Source organism: Arthrobacter arabinosi, assembly GCF_054511115.1.
Map to the genome: position 1 here is coordinate 159,772 of NZ_JBTNDF010000002.1, position 15,164 is coordinate 174,935.

The following is a 15,164-nucleotide window of genomic DNA, read 5'->3' on the forward strand; positions in this document are numbered from 1 at the left end:
GTGCCTTTCTAGCGCAACGGAGAAGGGGAGGCATGCCGGCCGGCACCGATGTGGACGGCGGGACGGCGGTCATCCCCCGGAGACGTCCACCTCGGCTGCGGCGATGTCCGCCTGCTGCGCGTCGTTGAGGACGCGGCCGTCGAGCCAGTGCTCGGGCAGCGCTGTCCTCTTGGGCGAGCCGGCGCGGCCGCGGGGGCCTTCGGCGTCCTGCCCCGGGTACGGCGAGTCCTTGTCGAGCTCGTCCAGGAGCCCGCGGAGCACCTCGAGGGTGGGCACCGTGGCGAGCTTCGCGCGCAGCTCCCCGCCCACGACGTAACCCTTGAAGTACCAGGCCATGTGCTTGCGGATGTCGCGCAGCCCCATCATCTCGCTGCCGAACGTCTCCACGAGGAGCTCCGCGTGCCGGTACACGGTGTCGGCGACCTGCCCGAGGCCGGGCCGGTACCGGGAGGAACTGCCCTCGAAGGCGTTCATGAGGTCGCCGAAGAGCCACGGCCGCCCCTGGCAGCCGCGCCCGATGACCACGCCGTCGACGCCGGTCTCGCGCACCATCCGGACGGCGTCCTCCGCGCTCCAGATGTCGCCGTTGCCGAGCACGGGGATGTCCGGCAGGGCCTCGCGCAGTTCGGCGATGGCGTTCCAGTCGGCCTGGCCGGAGTAGAACTGCGCGGCGGTGCGGCCGTGGAGCGCGACGGCGGCGACCCCGCTGTCGCGCGCGATCTTCCCGGCCTCGCGGAAGGTGAGGTGGTCCTCGTCGATGCCCTTGCGCATCTTGATGGTCAGCGGGACGTTCCCCTTCGACGCCTCACGGACGGCGGTCTGCACGATCCCGGTGAAGAGGTCCAGCTTCCACGGCAGGGCCGCGCCGCCGCCCTTGCGGGTGACCTTCGGGACGGGGCAGCCGAAGTTGAGGTCGATGTGATCGGCGCGGTCCTCCTCGACGAGCAGGCGGACGGCGGCTCCGACGGTCTTCGGGTCGACGCCGTACAGCTGCACGGAGCGCACCGCCTCGTCGTCGTCGTGCGAGATGATCCGCATCGACTCCGGGCTGCGCTCCACGAGCGCCCGGGAGGTCACCATCTCCGACACGTAGAGGCCACCGCCGTACTCGCGGCAGAGCCTGCGGAACGCCTTGTTGGTGATCCCGGCCATCGGGGCGAGGATCACCGGCGTGTGCACGGTGATGGGGCCGAGGCTCAGCGGCGGGAGGTCCAGCCTGAGCGCGCTGTCGGTCGGGTCGGGGAGCGCATCGGCGCGGTCGCCGTAGACGGGATCGCCGGGAGGAAGGGGGAGGGTCGAAACTGCGGTCACCCCTCCATTGTCGCAAGCACCCGCAAATCCCGGGTCGCCGTTCGCTGTGCGCCTGCGCCCCCTGTCAGCCCTGGCCGCCTTCCGCCACGCGTTCGTCATGCGCCGGGCTCCCCTCGGTGGTCGGGCTGGTCGGACAGAATGGTCCGTTGACAGGTGCTCCGGGCACCGTCAGCGATTCTACGCAGGGAGCCCGGGACGGACGCAGCCCCGTCCGGGGCGGAGGGAGGCGGTACATGGCAGCGAAGGCATCACTCCACGCACGGGACAGGGAGCCCGTGCTCTCCCTGAGCGGTGCAATGTCGGCGGTGCGTGGCGTGGCGCTCGTGCTGCACGGCGGCCGGGCGGACAGCTACGACGCCGTCCGGGCCCGGCACCTCAGCCCCCTGCGCATGCGCCCCTTCGCCGCCCGCCTCGCCGCCGGCGGCGGCGGCCAGGGGCTCGCGGTGTGGACGCTGCGCAACCGGGTCCGCGGCTGGAACGGCCCCGACCGGTCGGCCCTCCGGGACGCCCGCTGGGCGCTCGGGCGGATCGCAGCGGAACACCCCGACGTGCCCGTCTACCTCCTCGGCCACTCGATGGGTGGCCTCACGGCGCTCGCCGCCGCGGGCCACCCTCAGGTCCGTGCCGTCGCGGCCCTCGCCCCGTGGCTGGAGCCCTCGAGTCCCGTCGAGCCGGTCCGCGGACGCAGCCTGCTGATCATGCACGGGGACACCGACCGGTGGACGAGCCCGACGTCGTCGCTCTCCTTCGCGCAGCGCGCGCAGGCCGTGGCGACGGACGTGCGCTACGTGCGGATGCTCGGCGCCGGCCACTTCATGTTCCGCACCGTGCCGGTCTGGCACGGCATGAGCACCTCGTTCCTCCTGCGCCGCTTCGCGGAGGACACGCATGCCGTGATCGACCCCCGCGTCCTCGAGCGGTCCGCGCCGCTCTACCGCACCACGGACCCGCTCGGCATCACCGCGTGACCGCCGCCACGACCGCAACTCCCCTGCCCCGGCAGCGCACGGCCGCCCGGCCGGGGTACAAAGAGTACGTACCGAGCACCAGCGGGTTCTTCCCGCGACCCCCGAACGCAGGAAGAGGTATCCGATCATGGGATGGAAGCCGCGGCAGAGCGACCGCATGTACCGGTTCGTCGTCTACGCGGGCAAGACCGCGTTCGCGGCGCTGCGGCTGCCGGTCGCCGTCACCGGGACGGAGAACCTGCCCGCCTCGGACCCGCTGAACGGGCGCTCGCGCCGCGCGGTGCCCGGTCACGGCGCCGTCGTCGCCATCACGCACTTCGGTTACCTGGACTTCGCCTTCGCGGAACTCGTCCTGTGGAACCACGCGCGCATCCAGGCCCGCTACATGATCTCGAAGCGGGCGGCGGAGCACTGGTTCGTCAGCCCGTTCGTCTTCGGGCTCGGGCACGTCGTCACGGACCGGAAGGCCGGCGCTGCCGCGTACGACGACGCCCTCGCGAAGCTGCGGGCCGGCGAGTACGTGGCGATCCTCCCCGAAGCGGGCGTGTCCCGCAGCTACACCGTCCGCGCACTCAAGACCGGCGCCGTCCGCCTCGCGGCCGAGGCGGGCGTCCCCGTGATCCCCGTGTCCGTGTGGGGCTCCCACCGGCTCCTGACCCGCGGCCACGGCTTCTCCGTCCGGCGCGCCTGGAGATCCCCCGTGCGCGTCCACATCAGCCCCGCCATCCGCCACGCGCCCGGCCTCGACGTCGCCGAGGAGACCGAGAAGCTCCGGCAGGAACTCCAGGACGGCATCGAGACGTGCATCGCCGATTTCCCGGTGATCCCGGAACCCGGCGCCTGGTGGATGCCCGCGCATCTGGGCGGCGGGGCCATGACGGGGACCGAGCGGGAGGCCGCGGACCTCGAGGACCAGAAGGCCGGGCGGCACGACCGCGGCTGACCGGGGCCGGGTTCGCGCACGGCTGCGGGCTCGTGCACGGCATCGGCCACCGGAGGTGCCTGTCGGTCCGCGACGCGCCGATGACCGGCCGATGTCCTGACCGAAGGCGTGCACGAACCTGCGGGCCGGGTCCGGTCAGGCCGTCGCGACGACCAGCGCCTCCGGTCCGCCGAGGCGCGCCGCGCCCGTGGCCAGCAGGGGGTCGACGACGGCGACGAGCGCCTCCATGGCGTCGTCGACCTCGAGCTGGATGGGGTACTGGTGCACGAGCATCGCGATCAGGGTGGCGACGGCGGCCTGCTGCTCCGGGGGCGGCAGCGTCGTGTCGTAGCCGAGCAGGACGTCCGCCGGATCGTCGGTCCGCGCCTGCGTGTAGCTGACCGCGAACGCCGCGATGGCCCCGCCGTCGGCCTTCGGCCGGTCCCGCAGCACGATCGCCCCCCCGGCGCCGCTGGCATCCCCGAGGAACAGCTGCTGGGCACGGCCCAGGCTGATGTCCGCGCGGTCCCACGCGTGGACCGACGCGTAGAACGCGGCGAGGGCCCGGGTGAGTTCCACGGACCCGGTGGCAGCCTCCTCCAGCTGCGGACCGGCGGCGTCGTCGAACGCGGGCGCCGCAAGGGCTCCGGGGGCGACGACGACGAACCGCGAGCGCTGCAGGGCGCCGAACCCCGTGGCCTCGGCGAAGGCCGCGCCTGTCGTCCCCGGCGTCACCTTCGACCGCAGGGCCGTGACGCCCGACGGCGAGGCCGCGGCCTCGTGCTGGAGCATCGTGAGCAGCGTCGAGCCGACGCCCGCGCGCCGGTGGTCCTCCGCCACCTCGATGTAGCACCAGAGCCTGTCGGGGTGCAGTGCCGCGCCGTAGACGCAGCCCGCCGCGACGGGGATGCCCTGGTCCACCACGGTGATGCAGCGGTTCCAGGGCTCGTCCGACGGCGGCCGGAAGGACCCGCGGAACTGCTCCGAGGTCGCGGACTCGGGCCCGCCCCACAGCTGGATGAGCTCGAGGTCGTCGCCCTCCTGCCAGGCGCGGTACTCGAGGGCCATCAGGCTCCGATCAGGCGTGCGGCGAGGTACCCCTGCACCTGGTCGAGGGACACGCGCTCCTGCGCCATGCTGTCGCGCTCGCGGATGGTCACGGCCTGGTCCTCGAGCGTGTCGAAGTCCACCGTGATGCAGAACGGCGTGCCGATCTCGTCCTGGCGGCGGTAGCGGCGGCCGATGGCCCCGGCGTCGTCGAACTCGATGTTCCAGGACTTCCGCAGCTGGGCGGCGAGGTCCTTCGCCTTCGGGGAGAGGTCCTCGTTGCGGCTGAGCGGCAGGACGGCGGCCTTGACCGGCGCGAGGCGCGGGTCGAGCTTCAGCACGGTGCGCTTGTCCACGCCGCCCTTCGCGTTGGGCGCCTCGTCCTCAGTGTACGAGTCGACGAGGAACGCCATGAAGGAGCGGGTCAGGCCCGCGGCGGGCTCGATCACGTACGGCGTGTAGCGCTCGTTCGTGGCCTGGTTGAAGTAGCCGAGATCGGTGCCCGAGTGCTTCGAGTGCGTGGACAGGTCGAAGTCGGTGCGGTTGGCGATGCCCTCGAGCTCTCCCCACTCGGAGCCGGCGAACCCGAAGCGGTACTCGATGTCCGTCGTGCCCTTGGAGTAGTGGCTCAGTTTCTCCAGCGGGTGCTCGAAGAGGCGCAGGTTGTCCGGGTCGATGCCGAGATCCGTGTACCAGGAGAAGCGCTGGTCGATCCAGTAGCGGTGCCACTCCTCGTCGGTGCCCGGCTCGACGAAGAACTCCATCTCCATCTGCTCGAACTCCCGCGTGCGGAAGATGAAGTTGCCCGGGGTGATCTCGTTCCGGAAGCTCTTGCCGATCTGGCCGATACCGAACGGCGGCTTCTTGCGCGCCGTGGTGAGCACGTTGTTGAAGTTCACGAAGATGCCCTGCGCCGTCTCCGGGCGGAGGTAGTGCATGCCCTCCTCGGAGGCGACGGGGCCGAGGAAGGTCTTCAGGAGTCCGGAGAACTCCTGCGGCTCGGTCCACTGGCCCCGGGTCCCGCAGTTCGCGCACGTGACGTCCTGCAGCCCGTTCTCCGGTGCGCGGCCCTTCTTCTCCTCGTACTCCTCCTCGAGATGGTCCGCACGGTAGCGCTTGTGGCAGGAGAGGCACTCGACCAGCGGGTCGCTGAAGACCTCGACGTGCCCGGAGGCCTCCCAGACCTGGCGGGGGAGGATGACGGCGGAATCCAGCCCGACGACGTCCTCGCGGCCGCGCACCATGGTCTGCCACCACTGCCGCTTGATGTTCTCCTTGAACTCGGCACCCAGGGGCCCGTAGTCCCACGCGGACCGGGAACCGCCGTAGATCTCCCCCGACTGGAACACGAAGCCGCGCCGCTTGGCGAGCGAGATGATGGGGTCGAGTGCTGACTTGGCTGCTGCCATGGTGTCTTCTCCAGTTCTGGGCAGGCCGCTGGGTGCGGTCCGCTGGTGGGGGTCGCGTACATCCGAGCTCCGGCACGGGTGGGCGGGCACGGAGGCTACCGGCCAGCCTACCGGTCCGCCCGGCCACTCCGGGGGCGTCCCGCCGCGGACCGGCCCGCGTGGACCCTTGACGCGGTGCCCGGAGTCTTCCTAGGTTGAACCCATCGTGACGTGTGATCCGCGTCACTTCAGCCCGGACCGACCGGGCGCTCGCACCCTGAGGAATCCCATGACCCTTTCCCTACCGCCGCGCGCCCGCCTCGGGCGCTCGGCCCTGGCCCTCGCCGGCAGTGTTGCCCTCGTGGCCGGCGGCAGCTTCGCGGCCAACGCCGCCCCGACCTACGACAGCAGCACCAACAACTCCTCGAAGAAGCTCCGGACAGCCGTCACGGTGGAGAAGGTGGTGGGGCACCTCACCGCTCTGGACGCCATCGCCGAAGCCAACGGCGACACCCGGGCGTCCGGCACCGAGGGCTACTCCGACTCCGTCGACTACATCGTGGGCAGACTGACCGCGGCGGGCTACACGCCCACCGTCCAGCCCTTCAGCTTCCCGTTCTTCGCCGAGCTCAGCCCCGCCGTCCTGCACCAGTCCACCCCCGACGACGTCACCTACGGCCCCGACGACGTGGCCACCATGGTGTACTCCGGCGCCGGCGCGGCCTCGGGACCGATCGAGACGGTCGACACGACCGGCACGGCGAGCGCCGCCGGCACCAGCGGCTGCGAGGCGGCCGACTTCGCCGGCTTCACGCCCGGCTCCATCGCGCTCGTCCAGCGCGGCGGGTGCACCTTCGCGACGAAGGCCGCCAACGCCGAGGCGGCGAGAGCCGCCGCCGTCATCATCTTCAACACCGGGGTGGGGGCGAACACCGGCGCCGTGGCCGGGACGCTCGGCGCGCCGGACCTCGTGGGCATCCCGGTGGTCGGGGCGAGCTACGCCGCGGGCACCAGCCTGATCGGCGACGACGTGACCGGCGAGGTCGTGGTGGACACCATCTCCGAGAACCGCGAGACGTACAACGTGATCGCCGAGACCGCCACCGGCGACCCCGACAACGTCGTCATGGTCGGTGCCCACCTGGACAGCGTCCTCGCCGGCCCGGGCATCAACGACAACGGCACGGGCAGCGCGGGAATCCTCGCCGTGGCCGAGGGCATGAGCAAGATCAAGACGACGAACAAGGTCCGCTTCGCGTGGTGGGGCGCGGAGGAGGAAGGACTGCTGGGCTCCGAGTACTACGTGGCCGATCTCGTCGCGAAGGACCAGCTCGACTCGGTGGGCCTGTACCTCAATTTCGACATGATCGGCTCGCCGAATTTCGGGCGCTTCGTGTACGACGGCGACAACTCGGCGTTCCCCGTGGGCCCGGGTGCCGCACCGGGACCGGCCGGCTCCGGGCAGATCGAGCAGGACTTCCACGACTACTTCGCCTCCGAGGGCCTGGCGTCCGGTGAGACCGCGTTCAGCGGCCGCAGCGATTACGGACCCTTCATCGCGGAGGGCATCCCCGCCGGCGGGCTGTTCACGGGTGCCGAGGGCATCAAGACCGCCGAGCAGGCCGTGCTCTTCGGTGGCGTCGCAGGCGCTCCCTACGACGCGTGCTACCACGCGGCGTGCGACGACACCAACAACCTCAGCATCGAGGCCCTCGACCAGCTGAGCGACGCCGTCGCCCACCTCACCCTGACGTACGCCATGAGCACCTTCGATGTGAACGGCGCCGGAGCCCCCGTGAAGGGCCAGGGTCCCAAGGAGCGCTTCGCGGGGAACCCCCTGGGCGGCGGCACCGAGAGCGGCGGCGGCCTCCACCCCGAGGACGACCACGACCACGAGCTGGCGGACCGCTAGGTCGAACGGCGACGCAGCAGGGGCTGGTCCTCCGGGATCAGCCCCTGCTGCGTGCGGACGCCCGCCGGCGCCCGATCCTGACGGGGCGCGGCCAGGGCAGCGTGGTGAGGATGATCGCCCCGAGGGTCAGGAGCGTGCCGGCCACCGTGGCGAACACCACGACGGTGCCGGGGGCGGGGACCAGGAGGTCCAGGAGGAGCGATCCCACGAGCTGGCCGCCGATCATGCACAGCCCCGTGAGCAGGACGCCCAGGCTGCGCACGAGCAGCGCACCCAGCGCGATGAAGATGCACCCCATGGGCCCGCCGAGGTAGTACCACCACTCGCCCGGCAGCGGGTTGCCGGATCCCGCGACGGCGACCTTGATCAGCCACGCGGCCAGCAGGACCGTCGTGCCGGCGATGAAGTTCATGAGCGTGGCGGCGAGCGGGGTGCCGTAGTGAAGCGCCGCCGTCCCGTTCATGGCCTGCTGGAAGCTCATGAGGATGCCGGCCGCGACGGGCAGCAGGACCGGGACCAGCCAGGCCGAGACCTCCCCGGCCGCCCCGAACCGCGGGGACACCGCCCACACCACGGACAGGACCGTCAGAACGACCCCGATCAGGCGCATCGGCGTCGCGGCCCGCTTGCCGCCCGGGCCGATCCCGGCCCTGTCCACGAGGAGTCCGCTGAGGGACTGGCCCATGACGGTCGCCACGGTGAAGAGGGCCACGCCGAGGATCCCGATGGTCAGCGACTGGGAGAACACGAAGAACGCGCCGATGGCGCCCGCCGCGATGTAGAAGGGAGGGAACCGCCGCTCCCGGACGGACGGGAGGATCTGCAGGGCGCCGGCCCGCGCGCTCGGCAGCACGAGCGTCACGACGACCATGACGACGAGTCCGGTGCCGAAGCTGATCAGCGCCGAGGCGATGCCGTCGTCGAGCACGGCGCCGAGGGCGCCGTTGATCCTGCCCTGGACGGGGATCGCGAGCCCGGCGGCCAGCGCGAGGGGTACGCCGAGGGCGGGGGGGCAGCGCGCGGGCATCAGACACCCGTACAGCCTAGTCCGGCGTATCCGGCATGATGGGATGCATGACCGACGACGCAGGCACCGCCGACCTGACCATCCGCGACGACATGATCCGGCTCGGGCAGGCACTGAAGCTCGCCGCGCTCGCGGAGGACGGCGTCGAGGCCAAGACGCTGATCGACAACGGACTCGTGCAGGTGAACGGTGAGATCGAGGAGCGCCGCGGCCGGCAGCTGCACGCCGGGGACACCGTCAGCGTCAACGGGCAGACCGTCCGGATCAGCCGCGCGGACGCGTGACGCGGCCCCGGCGACGGCTCAGCGGCGGCCGAGGACCGTCATGGTGAGGAACTCCCGGACGTGCGCGAGCTCCTGCTGGTTGATGCTGTGGAACATGTTCGGGTAGAGGATCTTGGTGAGCTTCGTGTGCTTCACCAGCCAGGCGTGGGTGATCCCGATCAGCTCCGGCGTGATGACCTGGTCCTCCTGGTCGCGTCCCCAGAAGAACGGCACGGGCATCGCTGCGGCCTCCTCGTCGCGGAAGAACGCGTGGCCCTCCGACGGCACGGTGAAGCCGGAGAGCCCGACGACGCAGGCGAAGTCCGTGGGCCTGTGCCGCAGGAGCGACGTCGCGACCGCCATACCCTGCGAGAAGCCGAGGATGCTGACACTGGTGTGGTCGCCCCGGACGGAGTCGAGCCACCCGGACACCGCCGTGGCGCTCTCGACGACGCGGTCCACGGAGTAGTCGGCCTCGCGTGACAGGGGGAACCAGGAGTAGCCGGGGCCCGCCGGCAGGGGTGCGCGCACGGAGGCGACGGTGAAGTCGGCGGGCAGGTGGTCGGCGAGACCCATGAGGTCCTGCTCGTCCGCCATGTAGCCGTGGAACAGGACGAGCAGCGGCGTCCCCCCTCGCTCGGGTTCCGGCTTCGACCACAGGACCACCGGGGCCCAGGACTCGGTGGAGGGCATGGCGGTGCCGGCGGCAGATTCAGTCATGGCTCCTATCCTTCCACGTCCCCACCCGCTCCTGCCGTCCGGGCAGGCTGGCGCCGGGGCGGCCGCCGGTTGCAGAATGTCCCGGTGAGCCCTTCCAATGCCGAGACCCCGCTACCGAGCGCCATCGATGCCGGGCCCGATCCCGAAGCGCATCCGTGGCACCGGTACGTGGCGCTGGGCGATTCGTTCACGGAAGGCATCGGCGACCCCAACCCGGAGAGCATCGGGGGTAACCGGGGCTGGGCGGACAGGACCGCCGAGGAGCTCGCGCGCGGCCAGGAGGGCTTCGCCTACGCGAACCTCGCGGTCCGCGGGCGCCTGCTGCAGCAGATCATCGACCAGCAGGTGGGACCCGGCCTGGCGCTCCACCCGGACCTCGTCACCATCTCGGCCGGCGGCAACGACCTGCTGCGCCGCGGCGGGGACCCGGACCTGCTCGCCGAGAAACTCGACCCGGTCGTCGGGACCCTCGCCGCGTCGGGGGCGACGATCGTGCTGCTCACGGGACCCGACGTCCGCGAGACGGTCCTCGGGACCATCCGGTCGAAGACAGCCATCTACAACGAGAATCTCCGCACCATCGCGGCCCGGCACGAGGCCGTCGTCGCCGACATGTGGGCGCTCCGCCAGCTGACCAACCCGCAGATGTGGTCCACCGACCGGCTGCACTTCTCGCCCCTCGGGCACCACACCATCGCCGCCATGGTGCTCGACACCCTCGCGGTCCCGCACACCCTGCTGCCCCTGCAGCCGAAGGACCTGCCCGCGCGGAGCTGGCGGACGGCGCGCGCCGAGGACCTCGTCTGGGCGCGCAGGTACTTCGCGCCCTGGGTCCTGCGGCGGCTCCGGCACCAGTCCTCCGGCGACGGCGTGATCGCCAAGCGTCCCGAGCCGGGGCCGATCTTCGGCCCCGGCATGCCGCCGGGCACGGCGGACTAGCCCGCCGTGCGGGTCCTAGCCGTCGAGCGAGACGTCACCGCTGGCCACGGCATCGGCACAGGCGCTGAGGTCCGGCCCGGGCTTGAAGTCCACGAACTGCGGCTGCAGCTTCTGGAAGAGGAACTCGTAGACCTCGTCGCGGGACTTCCCCTCCAGGGTCTCCGCGGCCTCCCGGACCGCTTCCTGAAGCGCGCGATCCGCGTCGAGCAGGATCTTGTCGCGGGCTTCCTGGTTCCAGCCAATCGTGCTCAGTTCCATGAACAGCTCCTCTTCATCGCCGATCGATCCGTCCGGAGCCACGCCCCGGCCGTGCCCGCCACCAAACCGTAAGCAGGCTTACTTCCACCCTAGGTCCTCGTCGGGGGGCTCGGCTACCGGCTGTAGAAGGCGGATCGGAGCTGGTCGTCGAGCTGGTGGATCTGTGTGAGGAAGGCGTCGTGGCCCATCGGCGAGGAGATCACGTGGACGGGGACGTCGCCGGGCAGCCCTGCCGCGAGCCGGTGCGACTGCCACGGGAAGTAGAGCCGGTCCGAATCCACGGCGGCGATGAAGAACTCCGACGTCGCCGCCCCGAGGACGTCCTCGAGGCTCCCCCGCCCGCGCGCCGCGTCGTGGCTCATGAGCGCCTCCGTGAGGATCACGTAGCTGTTGGCGTCGAAGCGGTCCACGAGCTTGTCGGCCTGGTGGTCCAGGTAGCTCTCCACCCGGTAGCGGCCCCGGTCGGCGGGCAGGACGGCCCCGAGGGGCTGCTCGGCGTCCTGCTCCGCGCGACCGAAGCGGCCTTCGAGTTCCTGCTCCGCCCGGTAGGTGATGTGCGCGATCCGCCGGGCGACGCCGAGGCCCGCATCCGGATGCGGGCCGTCGTAGTAGTCGCCGCCACGGTAGGCGGGGTCGAGGCGGATGGCCTGCAGCTGCGCCTGGGCGAACGCTATCTGTTCGGCCGAACTGGCGGCAGTGCAGGCGATGACGGCGCACCTCTCCACACGCTGCGGGAACATCAGGGCCCACTCGAGGGCCCGGGCGCCGCCCATGGACCCGCCGAGCACGGAGTGCCAGCGATCGATGCCGAGCTGGTCGGCGAGGAGGCTCTCCGCGCGCACCGCGTCGCGGATGGTGACGAAGGGGAACCGTGCGCCCCACGGTCCGCCGTCGGGCGCGGGGCTGGCCGGCCCCGTCGAGCCGTAGCAGCCTCCCAGCATGTTGACGGACACCACGAAGTAGCGATCGGTGTCCACCGTGCGGCCGGGGCCCACGAGCGAGTCCCACCAGCCCTCCTCCTCCGAGGCGCCGCGGGCCACGTGCGAGCTGCCGGTCAGGGCATGCTGCACGAGGACGGCGTTGGAGCGCTCCCGGTCCAGCCGGCCCCAGGTCTCGAAGGCCAGCTGGACGTCGGGCAGCTCACCCCCGGTCTCGAGGACCAGCGGGCCGATGGACGCGAAGCGGAGCAGCCCGTCCCCGCACGGGGGCGCGTCGCCGAGCCAGGAGGGCAGCGGAGCAGGAGGGTACGTGGTCACGAACGGTCAGGCTCCCTTGGCGGCGCGGAACCCCGCGTCGAGGTCGGCGAGGATGTCGGTGATGTTCTCGAGCCCCACGGACAGCCGCACCAGGCCGGGGCGCACCCCCGCGGTGAGCTGCGCCTCCGCCCCGAGCTGGCTGTGCGTCGTCGATGCCGGGTGGATGACCAGCGAGCGGACGTCGCCCACGTTCGCGACATGCGAGTGGAGCTCGAGCCCGTCGACGAAGCGCTTGCCGGCGTCCAGTCCCCCGGCGATGTCGAAGCTCACGATCGCCCCCGTGCCGATCGGCCCGTACTTCTTCCCGCGCTCGTACCAGGGACTCGACGGGAGCCCCGCGTAGGTGACGCGCTCGACGTCGTCGTGCCCCTCCAGCCACTCCGCGACCGCCTGAGCGTTCCGGACGTGGCGTTCGAGGCGCAGGCTGAGGGTCTCCAGTCCCTGCGCGATCAGGAAGGCGTTGAACGGGGAGACGGCGGAACCGAGGTCGCGCAGCAGCTGGACCCGTGCCTTGAGGATGTAGGCGAGGTTCGCGCCGAGCGCACTGCCGACCCCGAGATCGCGCGCGTACACGAGCCCGTGGTAGCTCTCGTCCGGCGTGTTGAAACCGGGGAACCGGTCCGGGTACCGCGCGAAGTCGAAGTTACCCGAGTCCACGATGACTCCGGCGATGGCGTTGCCATGCCCTCCGAGGTACTTGGTCGCCGAGTGCACCACGATGTCGGCACCCCATTCGATGGGACGGATCAGGTACGGCGTGGAGAGCGTGTTGTCGACGATCAGGGGGATGCCGTGCTCGTGGGCGACGCCGCTGACGGCTTCGAGGTCGAGGACGTCCTGCCGCGGATTGGAGACCACCTCGCCGAAGAACAGCTTGGTGTTCGGCCGGACCGCGGCCCGCCACTGCTCGAGGTCGTCCGGGTCCTCGACGAACGTGGTCTCGATCCCGAACTTCTTCAGCGTGTGCTTGAAGAGGTTGTAGGTGCCGCCGTAGAGACTGGGGCTGGCCACGATGTGGTCCCCCGCCTCCGCGATGTTCAGCACCGCGAACGTCTCCGCGGCCTGGCCGGACGCCAGCAGCAGGGCGCCGACGCCGCCTTCGAGGCTCGCGATGCGGGTCTCCACCGCCTCCTGGGTCGGGTTCCCGATCCGCGTGTAGATGGGGGCGAGTTCCGTGAGGGCGAACCGGTTCGCGGCACTCTCCGCGCTCGGGAAGACGAACGACGACGTCTGGTAGATGGGGAGCGCACGCGCCCCCGTCGCCGCGTCCGGCACCTGGCCGGCGTGGATCTGACGTGTTTCGAAGGACCAATCGTTGGACATGGTGTTCCCTCTGATCAGGGGCTCCGCCTGCCCGGCTCCGGCGGGTGCATGCCGCACCGGGAGACCGGACCCCGCAGGAGCCCGCGCTTGAACGGCGCCGATGGGACGCCGGACCTGGTCCTCACCCGGGGCACCCCACCGCGGTTGGAGGGTTGCCGGCCAGCAAGCCGGGGCTGTGTGCTGGCACTCATGACCTGCACTCATGAAAGCGGATCGGGGCGGATCCGGCAAGCGTATGACCCTCCGTTAAGCCGCCTGCGGGCGCGTCACCCGTGCACGGGGAGTCCGCTCCTGATCGGCTGTCCGAGCCCCTCGCCCGGGGTAAGGCAAGCCTTAGTCGAGACACAGATCACTTAGTGCCAAGATAGCCGCATGCGCCTGGACCATGTATCTTATGCCTGCGAATCTGACGGACTTGCCGCGACGGCCGATCGAATCTCGGCCAGGCTCGGCGTCGAGCCGGTGAAGGGTGGTGTGCACCCCCGCTTCGGCACCCGGAACATGATCTTCCCCCTGGTCAACGGCCAGTACCTGGAGGTCGTGGAGGTCCTGAACCACCCGGCGTCGGACAAGGCGCCGTTCGGCCAGGCGGTCCGCGCCCGCTCGGAAGCGGGCGGGGGCTGGATGGGCTGGTGCGTCGCCGTCGACGATCTCGCACCGTTCGAGGAGCGCCTCGGACGCAGCGCCGTGCCCGGCAACCGCAAGTTCCCGGACGGCCAGGAACTCACCTGGCAGCAGATCGGCATCAAGGGCCTCATCGCCGACCCGCAGGTCCCCTACCTGCTCCGCTGGGACGACGGCACGGAGGACCTCCACCCGTCGAAGGCCCGCCCCGCGTCGGTGAAGCTGGACTGCCTAACCATCGCCGGCTCGTCGGAGCGTGTCACCCGCTGGCTCGGCACGGACGTCGAGAAGACCCTCGACGGCGTGCAGGTCCAGTGGATCGCCCCGAACGGGACGCCCGGCGTCATGTCGGTGACGTTCGAGACGCAGAACGGGCGCGTGGAGATCTAGCCGGTCACGCGCCGATCCCCAGGGCCGGCCCGAACAGCGCGAACCCGACGAACCCGGTGATGTCGAGGAGCGCATGGGCGACCACGAGGGGCATGACGCGCCGCGTCCGGGTGTAGAACCACGCGAACAGCACGCCCATCAGGACGTTCCCGATGAACGGGCCGAACCCCTGGTAGAGGTGGTAGCTGCCGCGGATGAGGGAGCTCGTGACGATGATCGCCGGTGTGGACCAGCCGAGCTCCCGCAGGCGGATGAACAGGTAGCCCACGACGATGACCTCCTCGAGCACCGCGTGCCGGAGCGCGGAGAGGACGAGCACCGGGATCGTCCACCAGTAGTCGTCGAGCGCGGCCGGCACGATCGCCGTCGTGATCCCGAGCGCGCGGCCCCCCGCATACACCCCGAGCGTGCCGACGGCGATGATCGCGGCGAGGCCCACTCCGAAGCCGACGGTGCGCAGCGGCTGCTCGACGGTGAGACCCAGGCGCCGGACACCCGAGACGCCGGAGCCGCCGAGCAGGAACAGGACGAGCGCCACGGGCACCAGCGCGAAGAGGATGTCGAGCAGCTGATAGGCGAGGTCGAAGTACTCGCGCTCGTTCAGCACCGGGTTCAGGGTGGTGGTCTGGCCGGCGAGCGGCCCGCGCGTGAGCTTGTCCGCCAGGCTCACGGCGGCGTACACGCCCGACTGCCCGAGCGAGAGCCCGAAGACGATCAGCAGTTCGGCGGTGATCCGCCGTCCCGGGATGGAACCCGCGGGGCCGTCCGCTGCGGGCGGGGCGGTGGAGGACGAGGATTCGGCAGTCATGACGCCAT

Annotated in this window: 15 protein-coding genes and 1 riboswitch; of the genes, 6 read left to right on the plus strand and 9 right to left on the minus strand. The window is 71.2% G+C overall.

Features of this window, described 5'->3' with window-relative positions:
• Positions 1–69 precede the first annotated feature (69 nt).
• Positions 70–1,311, minus strand: coding sequence for a tRNA dihydrouridine synthase DusB (gene dusB / locus ACX80P_RS04995; RefSeq protein WP_459276948.1), 1,242 nt, complete (start codon positions 1,309–1,311; stop codon positions 70–72).
• A gap of 233 nt (positions 1,312–1,544) precedes the next feature.
• On the opposite strand from dusB, the gene ACX80P_RS05000 reads away from it, so the two are divergent.
• Both ACX80P_RS05000 and ACX80P_RS05005 read left to right on the plus strand, forming a co-directional pair.
• Entirely contained in the window at positions 1,545–2,279 is a 735-nt protein-coding gene (locus tag ACX80P_RS05000) for a dienelactone hydrolase family protein (protein ID WP_459276949.1), read from the plus strand.
• 127 nt (positions 2,280–2,406) lie between these two features.
• Positions 2,407–3,222: a lysophospholipid acyltransferase family protein gene (locus ACX80P_RS05005; RefSeq protein WP_459276950.1), complete on the plus strand. Its 816-nt coding sequence runs from the start codon at positions 2,407–2,409 to the stop codon at positions 3,220–3,222.
• Between the two features lie 135 nt (positions 3,223–3,357).
• Here the strand turns inward: ACX80P_RS05005 and ACX80P_RS05010 are convergent, their stop codons facing one another.
• Both ACX80P_RS05010 and ACX80P_RS05015 read right to left on the minus strand, forming a co-directional pair.
• Complete coding sequence (locus tag ACX80P_RS05010) at positions 3,358–4,269, minus strand: GNAT family N-acetyltransferase (protein WP_459276951.1); 912 nt, start codon at positions 4,267–4,269, stop codon at positions 3,358–3,360.
• A complete protein-coding gene (locus ACX80P_RS05015; protein ID WP_459276952.1) occupies positions 4,269–5,657 on the minus strand; it encodes a glycine--tRNA ligase in 1,389 nt (462 codons plus the stop codon). The genes ACX80P_RS05010 and ACX80P_RS05015 overlap by 1 nt, the downstream gene beginning before the upstream one ends.
• 268 nt (positions 5,658–5,925) lie before the next feature.
• Here ACX80P_RS05015 and ACX80P_RS05020 point away from each other — a divergent pair, with 268 nt between their 5' ends.
• Positions 5,926–7,548: a M28 family peptidase gene (locus tag ACX80P_RS05020; RefSeq protein WP_459276953.1), complete on the plus strand. Its 1,623-nt coding sequence runs from the start codon at positions 5,926–5,928 to the stop codon at positions 7,546–7,548.
• 37 nt (positions 7,549–7,585) lie between these two features.
• Here the strand turns inward: ACX80P_RS05020 and ACX80P_RS05025 are convergent, their stop codons facing one another.
• Positions 7,586–8,575, minus strand: a complete 990-nt coding sequence (locus ACX80P_RS05025) for a DMT family transporter (protein ID WP_459276954.1) — start codon at positions 8,573–8,575, stop codon at positions 7,586–7,588.
• A 47-nt stretch (positions 8,576–8,622) separates the two neighbouring features.
• Between ACX80P_RS05025 and ACX80P_RS05030 the strand changes: the two genes are divergently transcribed.
• Entirely contained in the window at positions 8,623–8,859 is a 237-nt protein-coding gene (locus ACX80P_RS05030) for an RNA-binding S4 domain-containing protein (RefSeq protein ID WP_459276955.1), read from the plus strand.
• Positions 8,860–8,877: 18 nt separating this feature from the next.
• Here the strand turns inward: ACX80P_RS05030 and ACX80P_RS05035 are convergent, their stop codons facing one another.
• Positions 8,878–9,558 (minus strand): alpha/beta hydrolase, encoded by a 681-nt coding sequence (locus tag ACX80P_RS05035; protein ID WP_459276956.1) that lies wholly within the window; start codon positions 9,556–9,558, stop codon positions 8,878–8,880.
• A gap of 123 nt (positions 9,559–9,681) precedes the next feature.
• Between ACX80P_RS05035 and ACX80P_RS05040 the strand changes: the two genes are divergently transcribed.
• Positions 9,682–10,497 (plus strand): SGNH/GDSL hydrolase family protein, encoded by an 816-nt coding sequence (locus ACX80P_RS05040; protein WP_459277498.1) that lies wholly within the window; start codon positions 9,682–9,684, stop codon positions 10,495–10,497.
• Positions 10,498–10,512: 15 nt separating this feature from the next.
• Here ACX80P_RS05040 and ACX80P_RS05045 read toward each other — a convergent pair whose 3' ends face one another.
• From ACX80P_RS05045 to ACX80P_RS05055, 3 genes are all read right to left on the minus strand, one after another.
• A complete protein-coding gene (locus ACX80P_RS05045) occupies positions 10,513–10,755 on the minus strand; it encodes a hypothetical protein (protein WP_459276957.1) in 243 nt (80 codons plus the stop codon).
• Positions 10,756–10,868: 113 nt separating this feature from the next.
• Positions 10,869–12,011 carry a homoserine O-acetyltransferase MetX gene (gene metX / locus ACX80P_RS05050; protein ID WP_459276958.1) on the minus strand — a complete coding sequence of 381 codons (1,143 nt, stop codon included), beginning with the start codon at positions 12,009–12,011 and terminating at the stop codon, positions 10,869–10,871.
• A gap of 6 nt (positions 12,012–12,017) precedes the next feature.
• The gene (locus tag ACX80P_RS05055; RefSeq protein ID WP_459276959.1) at positions 12,018–13,334 is read right to left on the minus strand and encodes a bifunctional o-acetylhomoserine/o-acetylserine sulfhydrylase; all 1,317 of its coding nucleotides are present in this window, start codon (positions 13,332–13,334) and stop codon (positions 12,018–12,020) included.
• A 78-nt stretch (positions 13,335–13,412) separates the two neighbouring features.
• A riboswitch (SAM riboswitch) is annotated at positions 13,413–13,529 on the minus strand.
• 177 nt (positions 13,530–13,706) lie between these two features.
• Here ACX80P_RS05055 and ACX80P_RS05060 point away from each other — a divergent pair.
• Complete coding sequence (locus ACX80P_RS05060; protein WP_459276960.1) at positions 13,707–14,348, plus strand: VOC family protein; 642 nt, start codon at positions 13,707–13,709, stop codon at positions 14,346–14,348.
• A 4-nt stretch (positions 14,349–14,352) separates the two neighbouring features.
• Here ACX80P_RS05060 and ACX80P_RS05065 read toward each other — a convergent pair whose 3' ends face one another.
• The gene (locus tag ACX80P_RS05065; protein ID WP_459276961.1) at positions 14,353–15,156 is read right to left on the minus strand and encodes a CPBP family intramembrane glutamic endopeptidase; all 804 of its coding nucleotides are present in this window, start codon (positions 15,154–15,156) and stop codon (positions 14,353–14,355) included.
• Between the last annotated feature and the right edge of the window lie 8 nt (positions 15,157–15,164).

Bases quoted from the DNA above. Each gene is read 5' to 3' on its own strand.
- ACX80P_RS05000 (WP_459276949.1), top strand. From the start codon at position 1,545: ATGGCAGCGAAGGCATCACTCCACGCACGGGACAGGGAGCCCGTGCTC.
- ACX80P_RS05005 (WP_459276950.1), top strand. From the start codon at position 2,407: ATGGGATGGAAGCCGCGGCAGAGCGACCGCATGTACCGGTTCGTCGTC.
- ACX80P_RS05010 (WP_459276951.1), bottom strand. From the start codon at position 4,269: ATGGCCCTCGAGTACCGCGCCTGGCAGGAGGGCGACGACCTCGAGCTC.
- ACX80P_RS05015 (WP_459276952.1), bottom strand. From the start codon at position 5,657: ATGGCAGCAGCCAAGTCAGCACTCGACCCCATCATCTCGCTCGCCAAG.
- ACX80P_RS05020 (WP_459276953.1), top strand. From the start codon at position 5,926: ATGACCCTTTCCCTACCGCCGCGCGCCCGCCTCGGGCGCTCGGCCCTG.
- ACX80P_RS05025 (WP_459276954.1), bottom strand. From the start codon at position 8,575: ATGCCCGCGCGCTGCCCCCCCGCCCTCGGCGTACCCCTCGCGCTGGCC.
- ACX80P_RS05030 (WP_459276955.1), top strand. From the start codon at position 8,623: ATGACCGACGACGCAGGCACCGCCGACCTGACCATCCGCGACGACATG.
- ACX80P_RS05035 (WP_459276956.1), bottom strand. From the start codon at position 9,558: ATGACTGAATCTGCCGCCGGCACCGCCATGCCCTCCACCGAGTCCTGG.
- ACX80P_RS05045 (WP_459276957.1), bottom strand. From the start codon at position 10,755: ATGGAACTGAGCACGATTGGCTGGAACCAGGAAGCCCGCGACAAGATC.
- ACX80P_RS05055 (WP_459276959.1), bottom strand. From the start codon at position 13,334: ATGTCCAACGATTGGTCCTTCGAAACACGTCAGATCCACGCCGGCCAG.
- ACX80P_RS05060 (WP_459276960.1), top strand. From the start codon at position 13,707: ATGCGCCTGGACCATGTATCTTATGCCTGCGAATCTGACGGACTTGCC.
- ACX80P_RS05065 (WP_459276961.1), bottom strand. From the start codon at position 15,156: ATGACTGCCGAATCCTCGTCCTCCACCGCCCCGCCCGCAGCGGACGGC.